At 53.9% G+C, this 24,641-nt stretch carries 21 protein-coding genes; 7 read left to right on the top strand and 14 right to left on the bottom strand.

Annotated features, from left to right (window positions below; genetic code table 11):
• Positions 1-7 precede the first annotated feature (7 nt).
• The 9 genes from DYU11_RS26370 to DYU11_RS26410 all read right to left on the bottom strand — a co-directional run bounded on the left by DYU11_RS26370 (position 8) and on the right by DYU11_RS26410 (position 12,514).
• Positions 8-1,108, bottom strand: coding sequence for a DUF4249 domain-containing protein (locus DYU11_RS26370; protein WP_229366056.1), 1,101 nt, complete (start codon positions 1,106-1,108; stop codon positions 8-10).
• Positions 1,105-2,244: a Kelch repeat-containing protein gene (locus tag DYU11_RS26375; protein ID WP_119670734.1), complete on the bottom strand. Its 1,140-nt coding sequence runs from the start codon at positions 2,242-2,244 to the stop codon at positions 1,105-1,107. The genes DYU11_RS26370 and DYU11_RS26375 overlap by 4 nt, the downstream gene beginning before the upstream one ends.
• Positions 2,245-2,833: 589 nt before the next feature.
• Positions 2,834-4,294, bottom strand: coding sequence for an efflux transporter outer membrane subunit (locus DYU11_RS26380; RefSeq protein ID WP_262697173.1), 1,461 nt, complete (start codon positions 4,292-4,294; stop codon positions 2,834-2,836).
• The gene (locus DYU11_RS26385; RefSeq protein WP_119670735.1) at positions 4,263-7,460 is read right to left on the bottom strand and encodes an efflux RND transporter permease subunit; all 3,198 of its coding nucleotides are present in this window, start codon (positions 7,458-7,460) and stop codon (positions 4,263-4,265) included. Before DYU11_RS26385 ends, DYU11_RS26380 begins: the two co-directional genes overlap by 32 nt.
• Before the next feature lie 165 nt (positions 7,461-7,625).
• Positions 7,626-8,741 carry an efflux RND transporter periplasmic adaptor subunit gene (locus DYU11_RS26390; RefSeq protein ID WP_229366058.1) on the bottom strand — a complete coding sequence of 372 codons (1,116 nt, stop codon included), beginning with the start codon at positions 8,739-8,741 and terminating at the stop codon, positions 7,626-7,628.
• Between the two features lie 500 nt (positions 8,742-9,241).
• A complete protein-coding gene (locus DYU11_RS26395) occupies positions 9,242-9,475 on the bottom strand; it encodes a hypothetical protein (RefSeq protein ID WP_147368040.1) in 234 nt (77 codons plus the stop codon).
• A gap of 67 nt (positions 9,476-9,542) precedes the next feature.
• Complete coding sequence (locus DYU11_RS26400; RefSeq protein WP_119670738.1) at positions 9,543-10,907, bottom strand: sensor histidine kinase; 1,365 nt, start codon at positions 10,905-10,907, stop codon at positions 9,543-9,545.
• A 101-nt stretch (positions 10,908-11,008) separates the two neighbouring features.
• Positions 11,009-11,686 carry a response regulator gene (locus tag DYU11_RS26405; protein WP_119670739.1) on the bottom strand — a complete coding sequence of 226 codons (678 nt, stop codon included), beginning with the start codon at positions 11,684-11,686 and terminating at the stop codon, positions 11,009-11,011.
• Positions 11,687-11,731: 45 nt separating this feature from the next.
• The gene (locus tag DYU11_RS26410) at positions 11,732-12,514 is read right to left on the bottom strand and encodes an NUDIX hydrolase (RefSeq protein ID WP_119670740.1); all 783 of its coding nucleotides are present in this window, start codon (positions 12,512-12,514) and stop codon (positions 11,732-11,734) included.
• Positions 12,515-12,662: 148 nt separating this feature from the next.
• On the opposite strand from DYU11_RS26410, the gene DYU11_RS26415 reads away from it, so the two are divergent.
• The 5 genes from DYU11_RS26415 to DYU11_RS26435 all read left to right on the top strand — a co-directional run bounded on the left by DYU11_RS26415 (position 12,663) and on the right by DYU11_RS26435 (position 15,601).
• The gene (locus tag DYU11_RS26415; RefSeq protein ID WP_119670741.1) at positions 12,663-12,929 is read left to right on the top strand and encodes a hypothetical protein; all 267 of its coding nucleotides are present in this window, start codon (positions 12,663-12,665) and stop codon (positions 12,927-12,929) included.
• A gap of 31 nt (positions 12,930-12,960) precedes the next feature.
• Positions 12,961-13,851 (top strand): sugar phosphate isomerase/epimerase family protein, encoded by an 891-nt coding sequence (locus tag DYU11_RS26420; protein ID WP_119670742.1) that lies wholly within the window; start codon positions 12,961-12,963, stop codon positions 13,849-13,851.
• A gap of 235 nt (positions 13,852-14,086) precedes the next feature.
• The gene (locus DYU11_RS26425; RefSeq protein WP_119670743.1) at positions 14,087-14,386 is read left to right on the top strand and encodes a hypothetical protein; all 300 of its coding nucleotides are present in this window, start codon (positions 14,087-14,089) and stop codon (positions 14,384-14,386) included.
• 207 nt (positions 14,387-14,593) lie between these two features.
• The gene (locus DYU11_RS26430) at positions 14,594-14,953 is read left to right on the top strand and encodes a hypothetical protein (RefSeq protein ID WP_119670744.1); all 360 of its coding nucleotides are present in this window, start codon (positions 14,594-14,596) and stop codon (positions 14,951-14,953) included.
• Positions 14,954-15,070: 117 nt separating this feature from the next.
• Positions 15,071-15,601, top strand: a complete 531-nt coding sequence (locus DYU11_RS26435; protein WP_119670745.1) for a ferritin — start codon at positions 15,071-15,073, stop codon at positions 15,599-15,601.
• Positions 15,602-15,665: 64 nt separating this feature from the next.
• Here the strand turns inward: DYU11_RS26435 and DYU11_RS26440 are convergent, their stop codons facing one another.
• The 5 genes from DYU11_RS26440 to DYU11_RS26460 all read right to left on the bottom strand — a co-directional run bounded on the left by DYU11_RS26440 (position 15,666) and on the right by DYU11_RS26460 (position 22,471).
• Positions 15,666-15,878, bottom strand: a complete 213-nt coding sequence (locus DYU11_RS26440) for a hypothetical protein (RefSeq protein WP_119670746.1) — start codon at positions 15,876-15,878, stop codon at positions 15,666-15,668.
• An 18-nt stretch (positions 15,879-15,896) separates the two neighbouring features.
• Complete coding sequence (locus DYU11_RS26445; protein ID WP_119670747.1) at positions 15,897-17,030, bottom strand: PepSY-associated TM helix domain-containing protein; 1,134 nt, start codon at positions 17,028-17,030, stop codon at positions 15,897-15,899.
• Between the two features lie 5 nt (positions 17,031-17,035).
• Positions 17,036-19,405, bottom strand: a complete 2,370-nt coding sequence (locus DYU11_RS26450; protein ID WP_158600365.1) for a TonB-dependent receptor — start codon at positions 19,403-19,405, stop codon at positions 17,036-17,038.
• 80 nt (positions 19,406-19,485) lie between these two features.
• Entirely contained in the window at positions 19,486-19,800 is a 315-nt protein-coding gene (locus DYU11_RS33715) for a PepSY domain-containing protein (protein ID WP_119670749.1), read from the bottom strand.
• A gap of 298 nt (positions 19,801-20,098) precedes the next feature.
• The gene (locus DYU11_RS26460; RefSeq protein ID WP_119670750.1) at positions 20,099-22,471 is read right to left on the bottom strand and encodes a TonB-dependent receptor; all 2,373 of its coding nucleotides are present in this window, start codon (positions 22,469-22,471) and stop codon (positions 20,099-20,101) included.
• A gap of 229 nt (positions 22,472-22,700) precedes the next feature.
• Here DYU11_RS26460 and DYU11_RS26465 point away from each other — a divergent pair, with 229 nt between their 5' ends.
• Positions 22,701-23,630 carry a DUF6607 family protein gene (locus tag DYU11_RS26465; protein ID WP_119670751.1) on the top strand — a complete coding sequence of 310 codons (930 nt, stop codon included), beginning with the start codon at positions 22,701-22,703 and terminating at the stop codon, positions 23,628-23,630.
• A 452-nt stretch (positions 23,631-24,082) separates the two neighbouring features.
• Positions 24,083-24,634 (top strand): DUF4833 domain-containing protein, encoded by a 552-nt coding sequence (locus tag DYU11_RS26470; protein WP_158600366.1) that lies wholly within the window; start codon positions 24,083-24,085, stop codon positions 24,632-24,634.
• Positions 24,635-24,641 lie beyond the last annotated feature (7 nt).

A 24,641-nucleotide genomic window follows, 5' to 3' on the forward strand; every position in this document is an offset into this window, starting at 1 on the left:
GACTCCGCTACCGGGCCGGCCAACCCGACGGGGGCACCAGAATGGGGTTAGAAAAATTACTGAAACAATTACCCGTAGGCGGAATGAACTGCTTGCCGTAGCGCACCAGAAAGCGGTTGTAATTGATGGTGTCGCCTGGAATGGTTAGGCGCTGCTGACTCACCGCCGATGCGCCAAAGAAGCCCAACGCCCGGATGGTGGTATCCTTGACGGCCCGTACATTCCCTTCGATGCTGGCGGGCTGGGCATCAAACAGCGACCCGCTACGGGTCCGCTGCTGTTCAAAGAGCGTCCAGTACTGGTAAGCCGCCCGGGTCAGCGAAAACTGCTGTACCTGCACATATTGAGCGCCAACGGCCTGTATGGGCGCACTCAGTACCACCCGTCCACTAATGCGATTCCCATTGACGAGTGCGTCTGATAACACATCGCCCGGAGGCCCGTACGTAGGCACCCAGCACGAACATGCACAATCGTCTGTAACGAAGACGGAGGGCGGAGGATTCTGGGGATCAAATCGGACCCAGCGTCGTCCATATGCCAGCGCTGACCAGCGATAGTAGTTTTCGGGGGTGGGTGGGTCCTGGGTATCAATCAAAATATCGTATACGTCGGGTTGGCGTAAGTAATCCAGTCGTCGACGGTAACGTGCCCGAAGCGGATCGAGCACAGGGACTGGATTCAGCCGTTCGGTCCGGGACTCGTAGCTGGTGCCGTCCGGCAGCGTTACAGACAGGATGTAAGAACGACCTACTTGCCCAGTGAAGGTACTATCGCGCAGACTGTAGTAAGCCGGTGCAAATGGATCGGGCACCAGCCGTACGCTTCGCCCCTGGTCGTCGCGGATGACCACCAGCGCATCGTTGACAACCAACTCGGGTGGGGCGGGGTTAGCGGATGTATAGCGTCCGGTGTAGGTAAGCCGTACCCAGGGAAACGGCCCATCGGTCACCAATCCCTCAACAACCAACCGACGCTCCGTCTGGCGAATGGGCAAGTCTACCTGATCCACACAGGCGATGAGCAGACCTATTAATAATACACTGATTGATAGCCGTTGTATCATTGCATAACCCGATCCCCGGATCAGGACTCGTGAATCAATCAAAGTTGTATTTCCCACCAATCCGTGCAGCCCACCAACCGGATGCCCCCAGCGGCCGTAGGCTGATGCTCGTATCCCCAACCAAGAAACGTACGGCCGGGTTGCTGCCCCACCGTCAGATAGATACTGCCCTGCCCAGGGTAATCCGTTACGTACTGCCAGCGATCGGTGGCGGGGTCGTATTGCCAAAGATCGCGTAACGTATCCTCATTGGCGTTAAGGCCGAGCCCAAAAAAAACCCGGCTGCCCGCCGTGAAGCCAATGCCCTGCCGACGAACCGGACCTGGGAAGTCAGCACGGCGGCTCCACTGTTCACGCTGCATATCAAACGCCCACAGATGAGCAGCCTGCCCCGGCCGCTGATTGACGACGTAGCCGGTGTCGCCAATCCGGAAAGTAGCCAGCGTACCCGTTGGCTCTGGAAAATCAGTTGTGCGGTACTGCCCCCAGTCACCCCGTCGCACCCAGACCTGCTGCGACCCTTCAACCAGTTGGTAAGCCCGGTCAAGTGTCGTAAAGAAGCGAACTTCGCCATCGGGGCCGGCAAAGAACGGCTCGATAATACGCAGCCCGCCCATGTCTTTTAGGTACACCCGTTGGCTGGGCAGCACCTCGTTGACTAAAAAGCCCAGTCCGGCCAGGTCATAGTAAACCCCTTCAACAGCCCTTAGTCGGTAACGTATTAACCCATGCCGTGGTGTGGGCGGCTGAGCATTCACCGGCACCCAGTCATCATTCTGCGTATCGTAGTACAAGGTCTGCCACTTGCTCTCATTCTGGTATCGCCACACCGACAGCAACCGGCGGTCATCGCGTTCGGGGGTGTTATCCGTACTCAGTGCGCTGCCAGCAAAGTCCCCGCCCACCAGGGGTGCATGGGCCAGCCGCAGCCAGCGCGGGCCGCTCAGGCGGTGGGTATACAGCCGCTCCACCTTGACCGAGTCGCCCCCGGCATTGCGGGTTTGGAAACGCAGCCGGTACGTTTGCCCAACGGTTAGCCCGCCAACCCGGTAAGGAACTATGTTAAACTGGGTAAGCCGCTGGGTCTGCCCAGCAGACAGCGCTTTACGCTGACCGGCCTGATCAAGCCATGTAAGCTGCCAATTGGTATCTGCAAACTGGAAGCCCGCTTTGACCACTATCTCGGCTTGATCGGAAGCTAGTGGCTGGATACTAACGACGGCTGGTGAGATGATAGTTGGCGATTCTTCGGCTATTATTATCGGATCAACGGGGCGCTGGCAGCTAAAGCATCCTGCCAGGCAAGCTGTTATACCCAAGGAAACAAGCTTCCGAACGTTGCAAAATAGCGCCGTATGTCTTCGTCCCAACACCATAAACATTCTGCAATTTATGCGTTATACTGAAGCCTGTTATTAAGCGAGAGAACCTAAGTATTTATCAGTTCAACAGGCTCACACGACGTAAGTGCAACTGCGATTTTTAGCCAGCTAATACGTGTCAGCACATAATCGGACCGGTCCAGTTGGCAATTATAGGTTACAATCACCGCAGCCTGCCCAGCAACGAGCGGTTGCACGGACACGATAGCAGCCCGAACGGGCGGCACTCTACCACCACAACTAATTCAGGTCGTTGGCTACCCAGAAGGTGAACGAAACGTAAGGAGTGAGGTGACATTGCAATATAAAAGGATTGGGAAGCATTCCCAATCCTTTTATATTGTGTCCAGTATGCGGTTCCTGAGTTACTTTATGCTCTTAGGGTTTACTGCCAGCCGCCACCCAGCGCCCGGTACAGGTCGATGAGCGACAGGAACTGCGCCTGTTTGGTGTTGATCAGGCTTAGCTCAGCATCCAGAACCGATCGTTGCGCGGTGATCACTTCCAGATACGTAGCGTAGCCGGTTCCGAACAGATCATCGGAGGTTCGGGCGGCCTGCCGCAGAACGGCTACCTCCTGCGTTTGCAGATCCGCTACGTTCCTGAAGTTTTCCAGCCCTTTCAGGCTCGTCACCACCTCCGATACGCCGGTCAGGATGGCCCGCTGATACCCATAGTACGCTTCCCGGCTTTGCGCTTCAACGGCGCGCAGATTGCCTTTCAGGAACCGGCGATTGAAGACCGGGGCCGTCAGACTGCCCAGCACGCCCAGCGCCAGCGACTGCGGATTGACCAGCACACTGGCCCGGAACGCGTTCAGACCGGCATAGGGCGTCAGGTTCAGCGAGGGCAGGAACTGCGCCTGCGCAACGGCTACGTCCACGTTGGCCGCTTCCAGTTCACGTTCTGCCTGCCGGATGTCGGGCCGACGACGTACCAACTGCGACGGAATCCCGGCCGCTACAACCGGCGGCAACTGCTGCTTTTCAATGGATTCTCCGCGCGTAATGGGTTGCGGATACCGCCCGAGCAGCGCATTCAGCTGGTTTTCAGTCCGGACAATATCCTGCCGCACCCGACCCTCCAGGCTGCGTGTGTTGAGGAGCTGCGCCCGGAACTGCTGCACGGCCAGTTCCGTAACCCGGCCGGCGGCTTTCTGAACCTCAACGAGTTCTACGGCCCGCCGTTGCAGGGCTTCGTTCTCGCGGATGATCTCCAGTTCGGCATCCAGTGCCAGCAGCGTATAATAAAACCGGGCGACATCGGCCGCCAGATTCGTGATGATCAGATTACGTCCCTCCTGCGACGCCAGCACACGGGTATAGGCCGCCCGGCGCTGGTTGCGCAGTTTGCCCCAGATGTCCAGCTCCCACGACGCCCGGAAGCCTACGAAATAATCCGGCGTGGGGTTCGGGATCACGTTCGGTCCGGTGATGTTCTCCGACAGGTTGGTATCGAAGTTACCGACGCCGTTGAGCGAGTACCGGGCGTACCGATCTACCCCGGCCGATACCACCGCATCGACCTGCGGCAGCAGCACTCCCTGCGAGATATCGTAGTTGGCCCGCGCGATTTCAATACGCTGGAGCGCAATCCGCAGATCCGGGTTGCGGGCCAGGGCCGTGTCGATCAGCGCGACCAGATTCGGGTCGGCAAACAGTGTCCGGTACGGCCGGTCGCCGATACTGGCCGAATCCTGGCCACCGGCATACGACGTGGGCACCGACATAACCGGCGTAGGCGCTGGGTTGTGCATAATCCGGCACCCCCCCAGGCTACCCGCCATGACGACACTGATGAGTGGTATTATGAATTTACGATCCTTGAAGAACGGCACCGTTAGCATTCGTTTTAATGGCTATTGACTTTTTAGATGGTTGATCGCCGGCGGAATCTTTTGGACCAAACCGCTCAGCGATTCGGGCAAACAGAACATACAGGCCAGGCACCAGCACCAGGCCAAAGATGGTACCGATGAGCATACCACCCGCAGCCGCCGTACCGATGGACCGGTTACCCAACGCCCCGGCTCCCGATGCAATACAGAGCGGAATCAGCCCCATGATAAAAGCAAACGACGTCATCAGAATCGGTCGCAGACGCGTTACGGCTCCTTCGATAGCGGCCTTGACAATTGGCAACCCCTCCTTCTGACGCTGGTTGGCAAATTCCACGATCAGGATGGCGTTTTTACCCAGCAGACCGATGAGCATGATAAGCGACACCTGGGCGTAGATGTTGTTTTGCAGACCTGCCAGTTGCAGACAGAGGAACGAGCCGAAGATACCCGCCGGCAAGGACAACAGCACCGACAATGGTAACAGCACGCTTTCATACTGCGCTACCAGCAGCAGGTACACAAACACCAGACAGATCAGGAAAATATAGATGGCCTGATCGCCCGACAGCACTTCTTCCCGCGACATACCCGACCACTCGAAGGTGAAACCACGCGGCAGTTCCTTCTCCGCCACTTCTTCAATGACCCGCAGGGCATCGCCACTACTATAGCCCGGAGCCGGACTACCGTTGATCATCGCCGACGTGTACAGGTTATAGCGCGTGAGCTGTTCCGGACCGTAGACCCGCTCCAGCCGGACAAAGTTTGAGTATGGCACCATCTCGCCTTTGTCGTTCTTTACCCGCAGCGTCAGTACGTCTTCGGGCTTGGTACGGTATTCCGGCGAAGCCTGCACATACACCCGGTACATCTGCTCGAAGCGAATAAAGTTGGTTGCATAGAAGCTACCCATCAGGGTTTGCAGCGTATTCATCGCATTCTCGATGGATACCCCCTTCTGCGCGGCCTTGTCCTGATCGACATGCAACAGGTATTGCGGGTAGCTCGGGTCAAAACTGGTGAAGGCCGTACCGATTTCAGGGCGCTTCTTAAGCTCAGCAATGAAGTCGTCGGCTACGTCCTTCACCTTCTGAAGATCGCCCGAACGGGAGCGGTCCAGCAAGCGCAGTTCGAAGCCACTGGTATTACCAAAACCCGGCACCGTTGGTGGCGGCAGATACTGAATCTGCGCATCCTGAATGTGTTTCGTTTTATCCTCCAGCTCGGTAATCACGTCATCGACCGACTGTTTCCGTTCGTCCCACCCTTTCAGGTTGATCATGCCCATCCCGAATGAAGCACCCGCCCCATCGGTGAACAGACTAAACCCGGATAGGGTCGATACGTTCTCAACGGCTTCTATTTTAGAGGCTACCCGCTGCACCTCATCCATCGCATTCTCCGTCCGCTGCACCGTAGCCCCTACGGGGGTTGTCAGGTTGACGTAAATCATGCCCTGGTCCTCGGTCGGGATGAAACCGCTCGGCAGAATGGAACTCAGGCTCCACGTACCGCCGGCAAACAAAGCCAGCATACCCAGCGTGATGACGGTTCGGCTTACCACCCGTTTCAGCAGACTCTGGTAGCGGCCCGTTACGCGCTCGAACCACCGGTTAAACGCACCGAAGAACCGGCCCATCAGCCCTTTCTCAACGTGATTCGGGTCGTGCGGCTTCAGCATGATGGCACAGAGGGCGGGCGTAAGCGTGACGGCGTTGATACCCGAGATGACGATAGAGATCGCCAGCGTCAGTGAGAACTGCCGGTAGAAGATACCCACCGGCCCCGACAGAAAGGCTACCGGCACGAACACCGCCGACATGACCAGTGTGATGGCCACCAGCGCCCCGCTGATTTCTTTCATAGCCACGAACGTAGCCTCTCTGGGTCCCAGGTGTTCCTCGGCCATTTTGGCGTGAACCGCTTCGACCACTACAATGGCGTTATCGACCACAATACCGATGGCCAGCACCAGCGCGAACAAGGTCAGGAGGTTGATCGAGAAGCCGATCGCGCTCATAAACGCAAAGGCTCCGATCAGCGCCACCGGTACGGCCAGCGCACAGATCACCGTCGACCGCCAGTCCTGCAGGAAAATGAACACGACCAGGAATACCAGAATAAACGCTTCAAACAGGGTATGCAGTACCTCGTCGATGGACGCATCCAGAAAGCGCGATACGTCGTAGGCGTAGTTGTAGGTCATCCCTGCCGGGAAGGTTTCGCTCTTCAACTCGGCCATCCGGGCTTTCACGTTGGCGATAACTTCGCTGGCGTTGGAGCCGGGCCGCTGCTTGAGCATGATCGACGCCGATGGACGGCCGTCGGTTTTGGAGGTAATCATGTACTCGGCCGATCCGAATTCGACATCAGCTACGTCTTTCAGACGCAGGATTGAGCCGTCGGGGTCGGCCCGCAGCACGATGTTGGCGTATTGTTCGGGCGTAACAAACTTACCCGTATAGCGCAGTACGTACTGGAGCTCCTGCGGGGCGCGGTCGGCGCTTTCGCCGGCTTTACCGGGAGCCGCTTCTACATTCTGCTTCTGCAGCGCCAGCACCACTTCATCCGCCGATACGTTGTAGGCATTCATCCGGTCGGGCTTCAGCCAGACCCGCATCGAATAGTCCCGCGACCCCATGATCTGGGCAAATCCCACGCCGTTGATCCGCCGAAGCTCCTGCAGGATGTTGATGTCGGCGAAGTTGTAAATGAATTTTTCATCGACGGACGGATCCTCACTGACCAGGTTGATGTACAGCAGCATACTGTTCACCTCTTTCTCGGTCACCACCCCGGCCTTGATCACTTCCGGCGGCAGTTCGTCCAGTACCGACGTCACCCGGTTCTGTACGTTCATGGCCGCCAGGTCGGGATCCATACCTACTTCAAAATTGATGGTAATCAGCGTAACGCCGTCGTTGCCCGATACCGACGTCATGTAGGTCATGCCCGGTACGCCGTTGATAGCCCGTTCCAGCGGGGTGGCAACGGCTTTCGTACTCACTTCGGCATTGGCACCGGTGTATTTGGCCGTAACCGTTACCGAAGGCGGTACGATATCCGGGAATTGCGTGATCGGTAAGCCAATTAAAGCCAGCACACCCAATAGTAAGATTAAGACCGAGATAACGGCTGATAATAGTGGGCGCTTTATGAATATATCGAACATGAATAATTCGGTTTACAATGTCTGGTTTTCGGTGTTCAGTTCTCGGTGTTCAGCAACACTACCGAAACGCATCATAGGTCTGGTACAATTTACAGTACTCGGGGTACCGACCGGGCGGTTCTGCGACCCGCCCGGCTGCAAACTTGAAATCCGTAAACTGGAAGCTTAATTCTTGGCTACCTCCTCAGCCTGATCCCCCTTGCCGGGTGTCGAACGGGGAATGATCTGCATGCCGTCTTTTACGTTCTGGATGCCTTCATACACGACCCGTTCGCCGGGTTGCAGCCCCGACTTGACGATGTAGTACTTACCAACTCGGCTTTGCGGCACGAAGCTTTTGGACTTCACCCGGTTGGCCGCGTCAACGACGTAGACGTAGTTTTTATCCTGGATTTCGAAGACGGCACGCTGGGGTACCAGCAGCGCATCACTCATGAAATTGTCCAGCCGGATGATGCCCGACGAACCATGCTTCAGCAAGCGCTGTGGATTAGGAAACCGGGCCCGCAGCGAAATCGTACCAGACTCTTCGTCGAAAATGGTTTCCATCGTTTCGATGCGGCCTTTCTGGGGATAAACCGATGCGTCGGCCAGTACCATCTCAACGGCCTGCCCACCCTTGCCAACCAGGTTGCGGTTTTTCTTCAGAAAGTCTAAATATTCTTTTTCTGATACGTCGAAATAGGCAAACACCTCGTGGAGATCGGAGACCATGGTCAGCAGGGTACCTTCTTCGATCAGGCTGCCCATTTTAAACGGAATCCGGTTGATTACCCCGTCGAACGGTGCCCGAATGTTCGTGTGGGCGAGGTGCAGATTAGCCTTGGCCAGTGCAGACCTGGCTTCGTCTATCTGCGCCCGGGCCGACTCAAGCTTGGCTTTAGCCAGCTGGAGTTCGGAGGGCGATATGATTTTTTTGTCGACCAGCATTTTTACCCGCTCCACCTCCACGGCCGCCGTTTTTTCGCTGGCCATCGCGCTTTTCAGGGTAGCCCGGGCCCGATCAGCTTCGGCATTGTATTCCGCCTTGTTCAGGGTAAACAGCAGCTGCCCTTTTCGGACCCCCTGCCCTTCGTCGACGTGAATTTTCTCCAGAAAACCCGAAACACGGGCTCTTACTTCGACATTCCGAATGGCTTCGAGTGAGCTGACGTACTCGCGCTGAAGCGTTGTGGGCTGCCGGGTGAGCCGTACGACTGGAACGGCGAGCTTTTCTTCGGTTTTTTTCGATTGATCTTCATTAGACGTACAGCCCATTACTCCGCCGATTACCATCAGCATGAGTAGTTTGTAGGTGCGTGGGCTCCGTACACTGCGTGCAATTTGTGTATTTATCATAGTTGAGAAGGCATAAGCCGAACCAAGACAACGTGTTTTGGTGCAACAATCCGGCGTGTGTTTCTTTCTTTTTTTGGCAAGGTGGCCCCACAGACTAAGAGCAGGCTTAGAAAAAAATTAGAAAAATCTTAGAAATTGGAAAAGCCATAAAATTGTACAAAAACAAAAACCCTGTCAGGATCAGCGTCCCAACAGGGTTATTAGCAACCATCTCAATCAGCTACGGCGCGAATCAGACGAAGTAGTCCTGATTCACAGCAATCCATTTACTTTATCACAGAGGCTGTCCCATCCGCTACAACTTGACATCTCCGTTAGTGGATCAAAGTTCCTGTCTACTTCTTAGAAAGTGCTTAACGGATTATTAGATTTTACTTAGATATTTCTGGAATAATCAGTCGATGGAAATAGAATGGAACAAAGTCGAAAAAATGAACTGATTATCAGAAGAAACGAATGAGATCCGTCTGCCAGATAATTAGCAGCGTCAGCAAAATCAGACCGATCATTAGGAGCAGCAGCCAATCCGGCTTGGGGGATGGAGGAGTCCGGGGCGTGGTAGACGGGGTAGCCTTCGTCGGTACCACCCGCCCCGGTGAACTATACGCCAGACGAGTATCGTCCAGCAAGTCTTCCATCCTGGCCGGTTTAAGCTGGTTATCAAGAAACCGTGACATACACCAAAAGTAAGTACCAGATATTAATAATATCTAAACATTTCCTTAGAAAGTCCTTAGAAACAGGCTAACGAATTAGCTCTATTGTAAACACCGTGGGTTTACCGGCTCCTGACTGGGCCGTCAGATGGCCGCGATGCAGCCGGATGATGCGCTCAACCAGCGAAAGCCCAACACCATACCCCCGGGTTTCGGCGGTTTGTCGGCCGCGGTAGAACGGTTCAAATATATACGGCAGATCATCGGCGGGAATGGGATCGCCTTCGTTTTCAACGCTGATGCGAACCACCTGCTCTTCAAAGCCGACACGGATCAACGCCTGGCCGTCCGACGAAAACTTGCAGGCGTTTTCGGTTAGGTTCTTGAGCGCTGTCCGGAGCAGAGCGGCATTTCCGGGTATGGCCAGCTGATCAAAATCATCGGGCAATTCGCCCAGATCGACCGTTACCTGGTAGCGGGGATTGATACCGCTTACTTCGTCGCGAACGTCCCAGACGATTTCATCGATACGGACCGCATCGGTCAGTAACCCTACGGCGTCGTCGCGGTTCACCTGCGACAACTGCAGCAGTTCACGCGTCAGGGCCGACAGCTCCCCAACGTCGTCGAGAACCGATCGGATCGTTCGTTCGTAGGCCTGCGGTTCCCGCCGGTTAAGCAGCGCCACTTCCAGTTGTGAACTGATCTGCGTGAGCGGGTTTTTCAACTCATGCGATACGTTGGCCACAAACATCCGCTGTAGCCGAAACGATTCGTCAATCCGGTCGAGCAGCCGGTTGATGGTAGACGACAGCCGGCTGATTTCGTCCTGCTCGGGCGAAACCGGCAGCCGTTCATGCAGCGTACGGGGGAAAATGTAGCTCAATTGCTTTTCAATCTGCTGCATAGGCTGCAGGGCATCGCCCGCGTAGAGCCAGCCCGAAAAGGCAACGATTGTCGTGATAGCAAGAAAGACGCCCCCGAATGCCCACATCATCCGGCGCAGAAACTGATCGCCATATACGTTTTCGGCACTGGCCAGCACCACATACTGACCCGTTGGAGTTTCGTACACAATTCCTGACAGGTAGTAGTTTTTCCAGCGAAAATCCCGTCGGCTCTGTTGCCGGACATTGGTCAGTTCATACTTGGGTATGCCCAGCGTAATGAGATCGTTGGTTGTGAAGATCGGGAAGTTTTGCTCGTTGTAAACGGTGATTTTCTGGTTGGGTAGCTGGTCTTTTCGCAGCTGGCTCAGCCGACGCAGCAACTGCGGCTCCAGGCGCTGCCGGATAAAGAGTTCGCCATAGGTGTTGGCTTTCCGGTCGAGCCGGTGGTAAAAATCGGAGGTGATGTAATACCAGATAAAGCCATAGATGCTGGCAAAAGTCAGCGCCACAATGGCCGAAACCAGGGCCGTGAAACGAAGCGTCAGGCGCGTACGGATGGTCATGGGGAGAGGAGGAAAGGGAGGAAAGGAGGAAATGGAGGAAGGGAGGAAAGGCGTAAAGGACTCTGGTCGAAGCTCCTTTTCTCCTTTCCTCCCTTCCTCCTTTACTCCTCTTTTAACACATACCCCATACCAAACTGTGTGTGAATGAGTTTGGTCGGGAAATCCCGGTCAATTTTTTTCCTCAGGTAGTTGATGTATACCTCTACTACGTTGGTGCCGGTATCGAAATTCAGGTCCCACACATGTTCGGCAATAGCCGCTTTCGACAGGACTCGCCCCTGGTTACGAATCAGGAATTCGAGCAGCGCAAACTCGCGGGCAGTCAGGTCGACAGGCTGCCCGTTCCGGGTAACCGTTTTGGAATCCAGGTTCATTTCGAGGTCGGCGTACCGCAGCGTCTGTGCGGTCATGGCTACCTGCGTACCCCGCCGGGTCATGGCCCGTAGCCGTGCCAGCAGTTCCGAAAACTGGAACGGTTTAGTCAGATATTGATCGGCCCCCGCGTCAAACCCGGTGATTTTATCGTCGGTTTCGCCTAGAGCCGTCAGCAGCAGAATCGGCGTCGATAAGCCGCTGGCCCGGAGTTCATGCGTCAGCTCAAAACCATTCAGCCCCGGCAGAATGACATCGGAAATGATGGCCGCGTAATTATTCTTCAAGGCTAACCGCTTGGCGATCAGTCCATCATACGCTATATCTACCTCATACTGGCTCTCTTCGAGCCCCTGCTGAATGGCGTGCAGGGTTTTGGGTTCATCTTCTACTACCAGGATTTTCATATCTGTAGTGTCTGTCGACACAGTCATAATTAGGTAAACAACTTTCTACGTATTTATTCTTTCCGGACGATTGTCTACGTTGTTGAGATACTCCTCGCCTTTCTTTGTATCAAACCGGTACAGATAAGGCGCTTTATGGGCGCCACCCGTCCACTTTTTGTCCAGCCGCTCCAGAATTTCAAGGCTCAGCATCTTCCGCTGGAAGTTGGTACGCAGCAGCTTCTTACCCAGAATGGTCTCATACAGACGCTGCAGGTCACCCATCGTAAAGGTTTCCGGCAGCAGGTTAAAGCCTACCAGTCGGTGATCGAGCATCAGCCGAAGGGTATCGAGTGCTTTCTGCACAATCAGCGAATGATCAAGCACCAGCGAAGGCAACTCCCGTACGTCGTACCAGCCGATAGATTCCGATAATACGTCGGGGGATGGAACCACCCGCGAAAAATCCACCAGCGCGTAGTAACCAATCGACACAAACCGGCGCGTGAACCAATGGTCGGCCGGAAGGTCCACCCCGTTTGCCCCGGCAATTTTACGACCAAAGTGATCGCTGCCCCGACCGAGTTGCCCAAACGTATGGAACTGCTCCAGATAGATGTCCGTCAGCCCGGTACGTTCGGCCAGAATGCGCTTGGCCGCGTCGTCGACATCCTCCTGCCGGTGAACCAGCCCGCCCGGCAAAGCCAGCAGATCCGTCCGCCGGAACGTCAGCAGCAACACCTTCAGCTCATTTTCGTGGAAGCCGAAAATAACGCAGTCGACAGAAAGGCTGGGCAACCACTGCTGTTCGCTGTTCAGAAATTCGTGTAAATCGGTGCTGCGCTGCATAGACTACGGTGGGGCTAAATTCCTGGTAAAGAAAACTTTGTTATTCGAATTTTACAGCATATTATTGTACCATTATGATACAATATCCGATCAGTGCGCTGGAGCGCTGATTCACGTATCGGGTGTCGTTCTGCGTTGCTAAGATAGTATGAAGTCACTGGCAAAATCCGCTTTTTGGTTGCCCGGTATCCTGGCGGTTCCGTCCGCGTCGACCTTACCCCGGGATGCCTCGTTGCCGGGCGACCGTCCGGCCCTTGCCAATATGTATCTGGATCGTCCGGCCGTTCTGTTTGACTTCTCGTTAATGGAAGCGGTTCAGGCACAGAAAGACAACGTACCGTACAGTTCGAAAAATCCGTTATACAAACTCGGCTTCGGCCTTAGTTATTCATCGACCGCCGTTTCGCGTCGGTAAGCCTTTGGTAACACATTACTAACTCCTGACTATGTCACTGACTCACAAAATTTCGCGTAACCAGTTTCTCAGAACAAGCGCTCTGGCGGCTTCGGCTACGTTCCTGACCGGTCGCGTTGCGTTCGGCAAACCCCTGGATAAAGTTGGTCTTCAGTTGTACACCCTGCGCAACGAACTAAGCAAAGACGTAGAAGGCACATTAAAGAAAGTAGCCGAAATCGGCTACAAAGAGGTCGAAACGTTTGGGTACGCCGACGGTAAGTTTTTTGGCAAGTCGCCCAAGGAGTTCAAGCAGTTGCTGGACAGCCTGGGGCTGAGCGCCGTGAGTGGCCACTACCTGGTTGGCTCAGCCATGCCGGCTGTGAAAGGGACGCTGACCAACGGCTGGGAGCAGGCAATCAACGACGCCAAAGAGGTTGGCCTGAAGTATATGATCTGCGCTTTCCTGTTCCCCAACGAACGCAAAACGCTGGACGATTACAAACGCTACGTTGACCTGTTCAATAAGTCAGGCGAAGCCACCAAAAAGCAAGGCATTCAGTTTGGTTATCACAACCACGACTTTGAGTTTCAGCCGGTAGACGGCCAGATGCCTTACGACCTGCTGCTGAAAGGCACCGATCCGAAGCTGGTCAAAATGGAGCTTGACCTGTACTGGGTCGTGTTTGCCGGCAAAGATCCGGTCGATATGTTCAAGCAGAATCCCGGCCGGTTCCCGCTGGTCCACCTGAAGGACATGGAAAAATCGTCGGAGCGGGCTTTTGCTGAAGTCGGCACGGGGTCCATCAACTTCCAGCGCATTATGGATGCCCGGAAAACTGCGGGTATCGAACACTTCTTCGTGGAGCAGGACGTTTGCAAGCGTCCTCCGCTGGACTGTATTGCTACCAGCTTCGCGAATGTAAAGAAACTGACTGTTTAAAACCGGCGGATGCCCCTATACGCAGCCAGCCGCTCTGTATCACACGAGCGGCTGGCTGCGTATAGGGGCATCCGGTTCGTTTCGATGGCTGTTCCGGACCATTAGCTCACTTTAGGCCGGACGTTCTGCACAGTGAAATAATCCTAATGTTCTATAGATTATTACACCATTATAAGTAGATTTTAATAAAAATAGTGTTATATTAGCGTATACTCACTATACTCAACACATCGATATGGAAGCGACAAAACTAACCCTGACTTTGTTGGGCTTGCTCATTGCATCGGGTCTACTGACATATTTCACCCGAAACGACCAGCCGGCGTTTATTAATGAACCGCGTAAGAAAAAGCATCATAAGAAGGAACGAAAGCGCGAACTCCAGCCCCGGCTGCTTGAGAACGGCGTTGTTGTGCTCAGCTCTGAGCGGGAAAAGCGGCTATGGAAGGAAAAACAGCGATTGGATGACCTCTTTGAGGACGATATGCCCGTTGACCAGCGCCCTGCTCAGCCCTCCCCTACGCCGGGTGCATAACCCATGCGATTGAGCAGCCGGGATGTTGTATAAAAACAAGATGAATTCTGTGAAAAGCCGACGGTCATTGTCGGCTTTTTCTACAAACGTACCGTTGTCGCTGAAAAGCCGGTATGATTTCCAAATTACTGCGGTCGTCTTGTTTAGAAATATTCTAAGTTTACGTATATTTGCTACTCAAAAGTGCATTAAACTTGATCTGATCACGTGTATACGGTAAGTTCCCGCTCAACCGACTGGATTGAAATCTTCCGCACCGACAAGGGTGTTGTTTACCAATGCGATGCTACGCAGCGGCTGATTCTGGCGTTCTGGGATACGTACACGGCCCTGTCGGCCCGCGACTTTGCGCAGTTCCGGCGGATGGTTGAGACTATTGATGTGCGGCAAATGGCCCTTAGCACCGACTTAGCCCACGACGTTGAGATTCTGACTCCACCGCGTTCTGAGCGTTGCTACGTATTGACTCTCTGCGAAGTTATTCACCTCCGCGAATTGCTGAGTGGTGCGCAGACGATGCTCGAACTGAACAGCCTGCTGCGCGAATGCGGCTGCCGCTTGCCGTAGACTCTACAACTAGACTTTTTCTAAATTTCCCCTAGTTGAGCCAGTCGCACAACTCCGACTGGTTTTTTGTTGTTTATTTGGCATTAGATTACCCTCACCGGATAAAATCGTCTGTTTATGAAAGATTTAGTAAGACTTCGGACCCCGATCAAAGAGAGCGTCGAACTGGCGCTGAACCAACAGATACAAATGGAAATGGTTTCATCGTCGAAGTACCTGGCGATGGCGGGCTGGTGCGACCGCAATGGGTTTGACTACAGCGCTGGTTTCTTCTACAAGCAATCGGAGGAGGAGCGCGGCCATGCCATGAAATTGTTCCATTACCTCTGCGACCAGGGCGCTACGGCGATTTCACCCGAAGTTCCGGCCGTTGCGCAGGAATTTGATACGCTGCGGTCGGTTTTTGAGGGAGCGCTGGAGCAGGAAATTGCCGTTACCGACTCTATCAACCGCATTATATCGGTTTGCCGCCGGGAAAACGACTTCGCAACGGAAGAGCTGATGAAGTGGTACGTGAAAGAGCAGATGGAAGAAGAATACATCGCCCGTCGCTGCCTTGACCTGTTCGACCAGATCCCGGCTGACCAAATCTTTGAGCTGGACAAGCAGCTGTCGAAAGTTACCTACGACGGTAACGTGTTCGAATAATATCCCTCTTTACACAGAAAAGCCCACGTTTGCGCGTGGGCTTTTTTTGTTTTATAACCAGGAGTTAACCCAGGACTTCGCATTTTAATCCCGCCTTCTGCATAACCCGGATTACGTCGACTTCGGCCACCGTTTCGGCTTCAATACGCAGCACACAATCGCAGTCTTCAAGGTCGACACTCCAGCGGCAGATTCCTTTTAGTTTACACAACCGGCAGGCCGCTTGATGAACACGCTGAGCCGAGTTAATATTGGTACGAAAAACAAGAACGTTCATAGCGTTGAAGGTTTACAATCAGTGTTTCAGCGAATAAGACGGCCGCAGCCGGTCTTTATCAGAAGTCCTGATTAACGTGGTCTGTTTTCTGAACTTTTTGCGACGGTACCACAGCAAAAAGCCGGTCACCGTCAGAACGGCCCCCGAAAGGCTCATAAACGCGTAGAGGATTTTGATGGGCAAGCCGCCGTACTGCCCGAAGTGCAGGGTGTACAACGTGTACTCAAAGCGTTCCAGATTGCTCAGATCCCGTTCGCGAAATACCGTTTTTACAGCACCCGTTTGCTGATCGAACTCTGCGTAGCTGCTGTATTCACCGTAGAGCCAGTTCTGGCCGGGCGAGGTTGCATAAATACGAACGGGAGCGTCTTCCTGCCGCGGAAACGAAACGTTATTGACCCGCCCACCAAATAACGTCAGCGTTTGCTGTACCAGTTTGTCGAGGTTGACACGAACGACCGGTGGCGCCTGCGTTTCTTCAACGGTTGGCTTGCTGCTGAAATGGGTCCTGACTTCCAGCGCATATTTCATCATCCAGAAGCCACTTAACGCCAGGATCAGGTTGAACAATAGTCCCCAGACACCCATAATCCGGTGCAGGTTTGAGGAGATCGTTCGCCAGTTGGTCCATTTTCCATTGAATTGAAACAGCAGGACTTTCAGCAGTGATTTCCGATACACGTACAGGCCGGTAATGACCGAACCCAGTAGCGCCAGCGCAAAGATGGCCGCCAGAAACTCACCGAACTTGCCAAGGTAAAATTCGTAGTGGATCGTGAGCAGAATGTCGTACAGGCTATCGAAGGTTTTACCCAGCACCTCGCCATTGTACGGATTTACGTAGAGCAGGCCGTACCGCCCGGTCGACGGCTCATAGATGCGCATCTCAATGGTTTCTCCGGGCGTTTTGGGAAGCCTTCGAAACGAATACAGATACGTGTCTGCCACCTGGATGCTGACCCGCTCGTAGATCGTTTGGTAGGGTAGCCGCTGGGCTTTCGGCGCCACGCGCAGCAAGTGCGGATGCTCCCACAGGTTCAGTTCTTCGCGGAAAACGATGATCGACCCCGTCAGGAAAAACACGAGAATGAACAGCCCGGCGATCAGGCCTAACCACGAGTGAAGTGCGAAGATGCGCCGGGCCAGTTTCATAACAGTCAGAATTTATACGATACACCCAAAATTGCCCGACGCGGCCATTGCGGCTCCCAGCGCCCACCAAACTGCCGCAAATACGACGTTTGGTTGGTCAGATTCGTTACGTTGAGCTGCGTCCTGAACCCCTTCCATGCATAGGCAATGCTGGCATCCATGGTTGAATACGGCCTGGTCAGGCTGGCAACCGTGTTGTCAAGCGCACCGTAAAACTGGCCTTTGTGGAAAATACCGTAGCCCAACTCAAGGCCCGGCAGCAGACGCGGTACGCGGTATGATGCCCACACACTGTAACTTTGGCGTGGCTGGTTCGGTAACCAGTTACCTTTGGGGAAAGCCGGATCATCAACTACTTCGGCCCGGATAAAAGAGGCATTCGCGTTGACCTTCAGATTATCCGTAATCCGGCCATTTACGTCTACTTCAATACCCTGGCTCTGATAGCGGGGGGCATAATAGGTATAGTACCGTTCATCTTCAGACCAGTTGATGATAGGGAAGCCGGTTGGTCGCTGGTCGCTGTCGGCATACGTATACACATTATCCTTGTTGATCCTGAACAGAGCCACCGTCACGCCTAACCGTTCGCGGAGCAGATTGCTCTTCACGCCTACTTCAATCTGGTCACCCTTTGTGTTTTGAAGCATGAGGTTCGGATCAATATAATCGAAGCCGTTGACCTCATAGCTCTGGCTATACGAACCGTACACCGACATCCACGTGCGGGGTTTATACACCAGACCAACGCGCGGTATCAATGGATTCACTTCCACAGGCTTGTACCCTTCTGGTACGTCGCTGGCATTGTCGTAACGGTTACCATTGGTGTACTGATTATAGCGCAGCCCGAGCAGAACCTGCAACCGATCGTTGAACAAACCGATCTGATCCTGCGCGTAGAAGCCCCAGCGGGTGTAGAACGACCGATAGTTGTCAGCTTCTTCCTTAAACGGTTCCAGCACCTGCTCGCCGTAGTTCGGCCGGAACATGTTGAATGTCCCCGGAATTTCTACGCTAAGAAAACCCAGGCCCAGGTTCGTATCCTCTACGTAATCGGCGCCCACCAGAACGTTGTGCGTCAGCGGTCCGGTTGTTACCGAGCCAACCAGATCGAGTGATGCGGTATAGGTGTTGAACCGTTGTTTGAAATAGTACTGCTGGCGGGTAATGTTTCCGAGCAAATCAGCGTCATTCTGCGGGTAGATGTTCAGGGGTGTCCGCTCGGTCAGCGTATAGCTGAGCAGATTCCGGACGCTCCAGCTACGACTCAATTGATAATTGACCGTTGAGAATAAGCTGGTGTTCAAATAATTGTAGGTCGCGCTTTTCTCGCCAAGGAACGTATTGATCGGCAGTCGGCTCAATCCCTGGAACGTTCTGTCTGGCGAAACCAAGCCCGGATCGCCCACCCGATTGTCTTTCTTATAGTTGGCTTCAACCGTCCAGGACAACCGCGGTGAAATATCCCAGGTGATTACCGGGGCCAGCATCAACGTTTTGTTGTTCACCACATCCCGGAAGCTGTTCGACCGTTCGTAAGTAGCGTTGAGCCGGTATTTGAGCGTCCGGCTGGCGTTCAGCGGGCCACTGATATCAACCGACGGGCGAACCAGTCCGTACTGACCCACTTTCAGATCAATCCGGCGATAATTATAATTGAGCGGTTTTTTAGTGACGAAATTGATGATGCCGCCGGGCGCTACGTCGCCGTACAGAATAGCGGCCGGTCCTTTCAGAAACTCAATATTCTCGTAGAAATCGGCGAAGTGGTTACCCATGTTCCAGAGCAGCGTTCCGTTTCGCCGGAAGTTGGTCCAGTTGTTCATGTCAAATCCACGCGAGTTGAAGAACTGATACCCACCGCTGTAAGAACCTGTCAGCGTTACACCACTGACGTTCTTGACCACATCGGCCATATTGATGATTTGCTGCTGCTGAATCAGATCCTGCCCGACAATCTGCACCGATACGGGAATATCGAGCAGGGGCACGTCTAATTTGGTTGCCGTGGCGGTCCGGCGCTTCTGACCGGTTACAACCACTTCCCCAAGTTGCTTGGCCGTTGATTTTAAGGTTACGCTGACGGTAGCCTCAGGGTTAGATGATACGGTGACGGTTTGTTCGATCGGCTCAAAACCAACCGCACTGACGAGCAGCGTCTGTTCACCTTCTGGCAGATTGCGCAAGGTAAAATTGCCGTCTCCATCGGTGGTGACACCGACTTTGCCACCTTTTACTACTACGTTTATGAAAGCGGCCGGTTGGCCATCGAGGGTGGTAACGTTACCTCGTAATGTGCCTTTAGGCGACTGAGCCATTATCCGGTTAGACAACAGCATGAGTACAAGTATACAGGTATAGCTAAACTTCATACGACAAAAGTAATTAGTATTTAGACTCATTTTAAACAACACCCAAAAATTTACTTGTCACTTGGTTAACATTCGGTAAATCAATTGGCTGAATAATTTTGATTCATCAGTGTAGCCCGGCGCATGACCGCCTTAGCCGCTTTTTTTCGGCGACCCCACCAGATCAGGAAACCGGTGACGGGTAAACTGGCCAGAAACAAAGCGACAAAGCTGGCCAGCAGCTTGGTTGGTAAGCCGTAGATACTACCGACATGAATGGCGTAGTTGGAATTGCGCCAGGTAGCGCCCAGAGTTTTGTCCTCCTGCCGATCCTGGTGAAACAGGTCGCCAGTGCTGGGGTGAACCAGAGCCGGTAACAGCATAAGTATAAGTATGGATGTAAAGCGAAATTTCATACGCTAAGGATAATTATTTAGACTCGTTTCAAATGATGGACAAAATTTTGTTAATCAATTACTTCCTGAGATGTGGTTGATTTGAGTACCGAGTCGGCCGCATAACCAGCCTGTTAATGGATAGTAAACCGATCGGCTGCATAACGCGGTTAGCAGAGTGTAAGCCGCCAGTTCATGAGGACGTGAACCCACGCAGCGGCAGGTTGAAGCGCAGATAAATTCGATTCATGCGCTAATTTTGTCGGCCCACCGAAACCGTCGGTGGCATCTTAGCTTCCGTTCGCGGGCTTCGGTCTAGTTAGATCCTGACGCTCAGGCTCGCCAGCCAGTTAATGGGCTTTTGCGGCAGACCCGCGTAGTTCCAGTAGCGTTGGTTAGTCAGGTTGTTGCCGTTCAGGCTGAAGCGGCAATTGCCTACGTTATAGAACACTGTTGCGTTGAGCACCGTATAAGCCGGAATCACAAAGGTGTTTAAGTCATTATTAAAATTCTGTGCGTAGTGATTAAACCCAAACCCGAAGCCTAATCCTCTCAGGATTCCTGTCTGAACCGCATAGGTCGTCCAGAGGTTAGCCGCGTGGGGCGCTACACCCGCCGGGCGTTTACCCTGCACGCTTTCGTCGGCGCGCTCAAACTGGCTGTTGTTGTAGCCGTAGCCGGCCAGAATCCGCCAGCCAGGTAGCGGATTAGCCACCACTTCAACATCGATCCCCCGGCTCAGGCGCGTACCATCCTGGATACGAAGCTGCTGATTGGTCGGACTCTGCCGCACCACGTTGCTAATCGCGATATCGTAGTAGCTGAGAGTACCCGTCAGGATATTATTCAGAGCCAGCTTTACCCCCCCTTCCCACTGACGCGAAAACTCGGGCTGGAAGGTTTGCAAGGACGTGGGGGCCACGTTGTTGAAACCCGTCGAATAGTTGCCGAAAAGGGATAGTTTTTCAGGAATAAGTTGATAAACGGCCCCCAGCTTGGGCGACAAAGCGCCCTGTCGGTACGGTTGGGGGTTTTGGCGGCTAAAATCTGCGTAGCCGGGATTGTAGTACCAATCGTAACGTAGGCTCAGCAGCACGTGAAACCGGTTGGTCAGATCCACCTGATCAGCTACGTACAGACCCGTCGACCGAAACTGGTTCAGGTACGTAAACGTCACGTTATTGGCATTAGCACGGGCTGTAGTCGGATTAGCAATCGGGACAAAATCCCGCGCCAAGTTAATGGTATCCATGTGGAATGGCGTGGCACTGTAACGCCCCTGCGACGCCTGCTGAACGTCCTGCACATTTACCCCTACCAGTAGGTTGTTTTGAATTCGCCCCAGCCGGAACTGACCGTTCAGGTTGAGTTGAGCGGTGGTAGCATCAAACTGATAGTCGTAATCGTAGTAATCGCGCGCCATCAGCGTGTCGGACCGAAAGTAAGGAAAGAAAGCTCCGTTTGTGTGGTCATACATCGTCTTCTGTAGGTCGGCCGTTAGTTTCCAGCCGGAACTGAGCGTATACTGCGCCTGACCGGCAAAAAAGTTCTGTGTGACCGGCTTGACATTGCGAAACTGCTGATCACCGTAGTAGCGGTCGTAGCGCAGGGGTAGGTCTCGAATGTTGCGGGGACGTGATAAATCCAGCCCATCGGTCAAAAAATAGAACTTATACGGGTACTGGCTTGAATTCAACTCGGCTTCGAGCTTCAGTTGCAGTTTATCGGAGGGTTTATACACTAAGACAGGCGCGACAAGCATGTCTTTTTGCTTGGCGCTGGTCTGCTGCCAGAACGGGTCAACCTGGTAGGCTACATTAAGCCGAAAAAACACGTTGTTCTCCTGGCTTAGCACCGTGTTGATATCCGCCGTTGCGCGAGTCAGGCCGTAGCTCCCTAGCGCCAGACTTCCTTCGTAAAGCTGGCCGTTGAAGGCTGTTTTAGTTACTTTATTAATGACTCCACCATACGAAGCTGCGGTGCCCGACGAGCCGAAGAGCGTACCGGCGGGGCCGCGAAGCACCTCAATCTGTTCAATGCTCTGCGGGTCCCCGCCCGTCAGCGTATTGTTGAAAAGACCATTACGAAAGTTAGGCGACACGGCAAAGCCTCTCAGATACAAGGTTGTATAGCCGTATCCATCGGTGGTGGCTGCGGCTGCCCCCGGCACGGCCCGAAGTGCTGTCTGAAAGTCGGTGGCCCCAATCTCGCGGATGACCTCCTTGGTCGCGACCGAATACGCCTGCACATCGTCAAGGTACTTGATGGGCATCCGGCTAAGCTGCCTCGAATCCGGCTTCAAGGTCCGCCCGGCCGTGATGGTCACCTCCTGAAGCTGCTCGTTATTTTCAGCCAGAGTAAAGTCGGTTGTCATAATTTCCCCAACGGCGACGGTAACCATCTTCTCCTGCGTTTGCAAGCCTACCAAACTGGCCGTCAAGGTATACGTACCCGGCTTCACGCGATCAATCCGAAATTGTCCCTGAGCGTCGGCAATGCTACCCCGGCTGGTACCCTTGAGTTTCACACTCACAAATGCGGCTGGTTTACCATCGGCGGTTTGGACTGCCCCTCTTATACTGGCGTTTTGTTGCGCTAAAGCGGAACTGCCTACTACTAAAAAAGATAGTAGACAAACAAACTGGCAAATATGGTTTACAAGAATGACCCTGATAGAGTAGTGGTATAACATGGGATTACATTACTAAGTGTATGTAGTTAGGTAGCTGTCAGGTGCCCAACAGCGGACAACCGGTTTAAACCTCAATGCCTCACGTTTGAGCCTTTCTGTGAAGGTTTTCATGAATACCTGGCACAAACCTATATCCTCTTTAGAATGATTCCAAACAATTTCTTCAGTTATTTGTATAAAGTCTAAATAAATTCAGAAATTTAACGATCTCATTACAAACACGTTACCTATGCGCCTATTATGCTTACTTACCGGGCTTGCTCTCTTAAGCCGTATCAGTCATGCCCAGCCCTCTCCAACTGCTCAGGATATTGCCGCCATCAAAGGCCAGTGCGGCTGCCATGATGTCGAGTTCGTGTACGCCGAGACGTTCGCGCCCGACAAGAATTACTCGTTCAAAGACCGCTACCGGGCTAAGGGAACCGAATGGGTATTTGTGGAAGAGGATCGACCAGGCAAGATCGTTATCCAGCACCTGCTGGTCATCGGCGCGTCCACGCCGGGCGAAACGATGGTGATCAAGCACTGGCGCGAAGACTGGCTGTTTGAGAACACCAGCCTGCTGAAGTTCGACCAGAACGCGACCTGGAAACGCGTTCGTCTTACCCCGGCGCAGGCCAAAGGGCAGTGGACACAGCAGGTTTTCGAGGTCGACGACAGCCCCCGCTACGAAGGCTCAGCTACGTGGGTTCACGCCGATGGGCGGCACTTCTGGGAAAGCACGGCCGATGCGCCCCTGCCCCGTCGGGAATACACCAAACGAAGCGACTACAACGTACTGCGCCGAACCAACCACCACGAGATTACGGCCGACGGCTACGTACATGAGCAGGACAACGACAAGATTATCCGCACGGAGTCTGGTGACCAATTGCTGGTTTCGGAAAAAGGCCTGAACACCTACAAACGTACCGATGAAGCCAAATGCCAGGCTGCCAAAGCGTGGTGGCAGAAGAACCGGGCCTACTGGGCCGACGTCCGCGCCGTGTGGAATGAGGTACTGGCCAGCCGCACAACGGTAGCCCTGCGCGGGCAGGTGAAAGGCAATGTCCTCGGCCGCGAACTGGACGAACTGGCTGCGTCTGCCCAGCAATCGACGTATAACTCCGCAGCCAGTCGTCAATTGATCCGGCAGACGATTGAAAAGTATCTGAAGTAAGCATCCACCCAAGCTCTGAAGGCCGGCAGCGACCAACCGGCCTTCGGGGGTTGGGGATATTTTTATAAATTTTTCACTTCATCCATAGGGGTGCGGGCAAAAGCGGTTGTCTTAGGGCTGTAGATGAACAGTAATACAACCATTTTTAATCATGCACGCATCCTTTTCACCAGCATCGGCGGCTCCCAGTCTGACACAGCCGCTCGTGCATCAAACTTCACACCAGCCGCCGGCTGACCCGGTTTCGTCAACCTATTCGTATGGGCCGGTTCCGCCACCGAGCCGACAGTCCCGAACGCACAGGTGCCGTGCGTGCCCCCTCCCTACGTGCCCTAACCGGCCGTAAGAACGTAGCAATGTATTGGGTTAACTGTACGCCTGACCGGCCATTCCGGTGGGAGCGGCTACCCTATTGCCCAATCGGATCCAATCAACTAACAACAACACATACAATGAATAGCGCACCCATCTCCTTCCTCGCTCTGCTGGTAGCTCTGCTGCTTCAGGGTATCCTGCCCGTTCAGGCCGCCGGGCGTGACTCCTTTCCGTCGCCCCCGACCTCATCCAACCGGCTGTTTTACATTCAGCGCAGTAAAGACGCCAATACCATCGTGTACGACGCGAACCTGACCGCCGACGGTCGGCTCGACACCAGAAAGCCGATCCAGGTGTATTGGATTCGGTATGCCGACCGGGGCCAGCGCGAAGACCTGAGTTCGGTCCAATGGCACATGGCCTATGGCTACAAACACAATCCGGCTCCGGACGCCCCCGACGCCTACGATGTCAGTCTGAACGCGTTCCGCAAGCGCCCCATTAAGGTGGTGTACCGGCAAGGAAAGCCCGTCGCGATGACGACCATCAATGGCCATTCGGCCTGCCTGCAAAAAGTGTTCGTGCAGGTATCGCCCGGCTCCGGCCTGATTCCTAAAGTTCATTACGTCGACATGTTCGGTATTGACCCTGAGAAAGGCCAGCCCGTTCATGAACGAATCCATTTCTAACGCACCT

Source organism: Fibrisoma montanum (genome assembly GCF_003583365.1).
GTDB classification, from domain to species: domain Bacteria; phylum Bacteroidota; class Bacteroidia; order Cytophagales; family Spirosomataceae; genus Fibrisoma; species Fibrisoma montanum.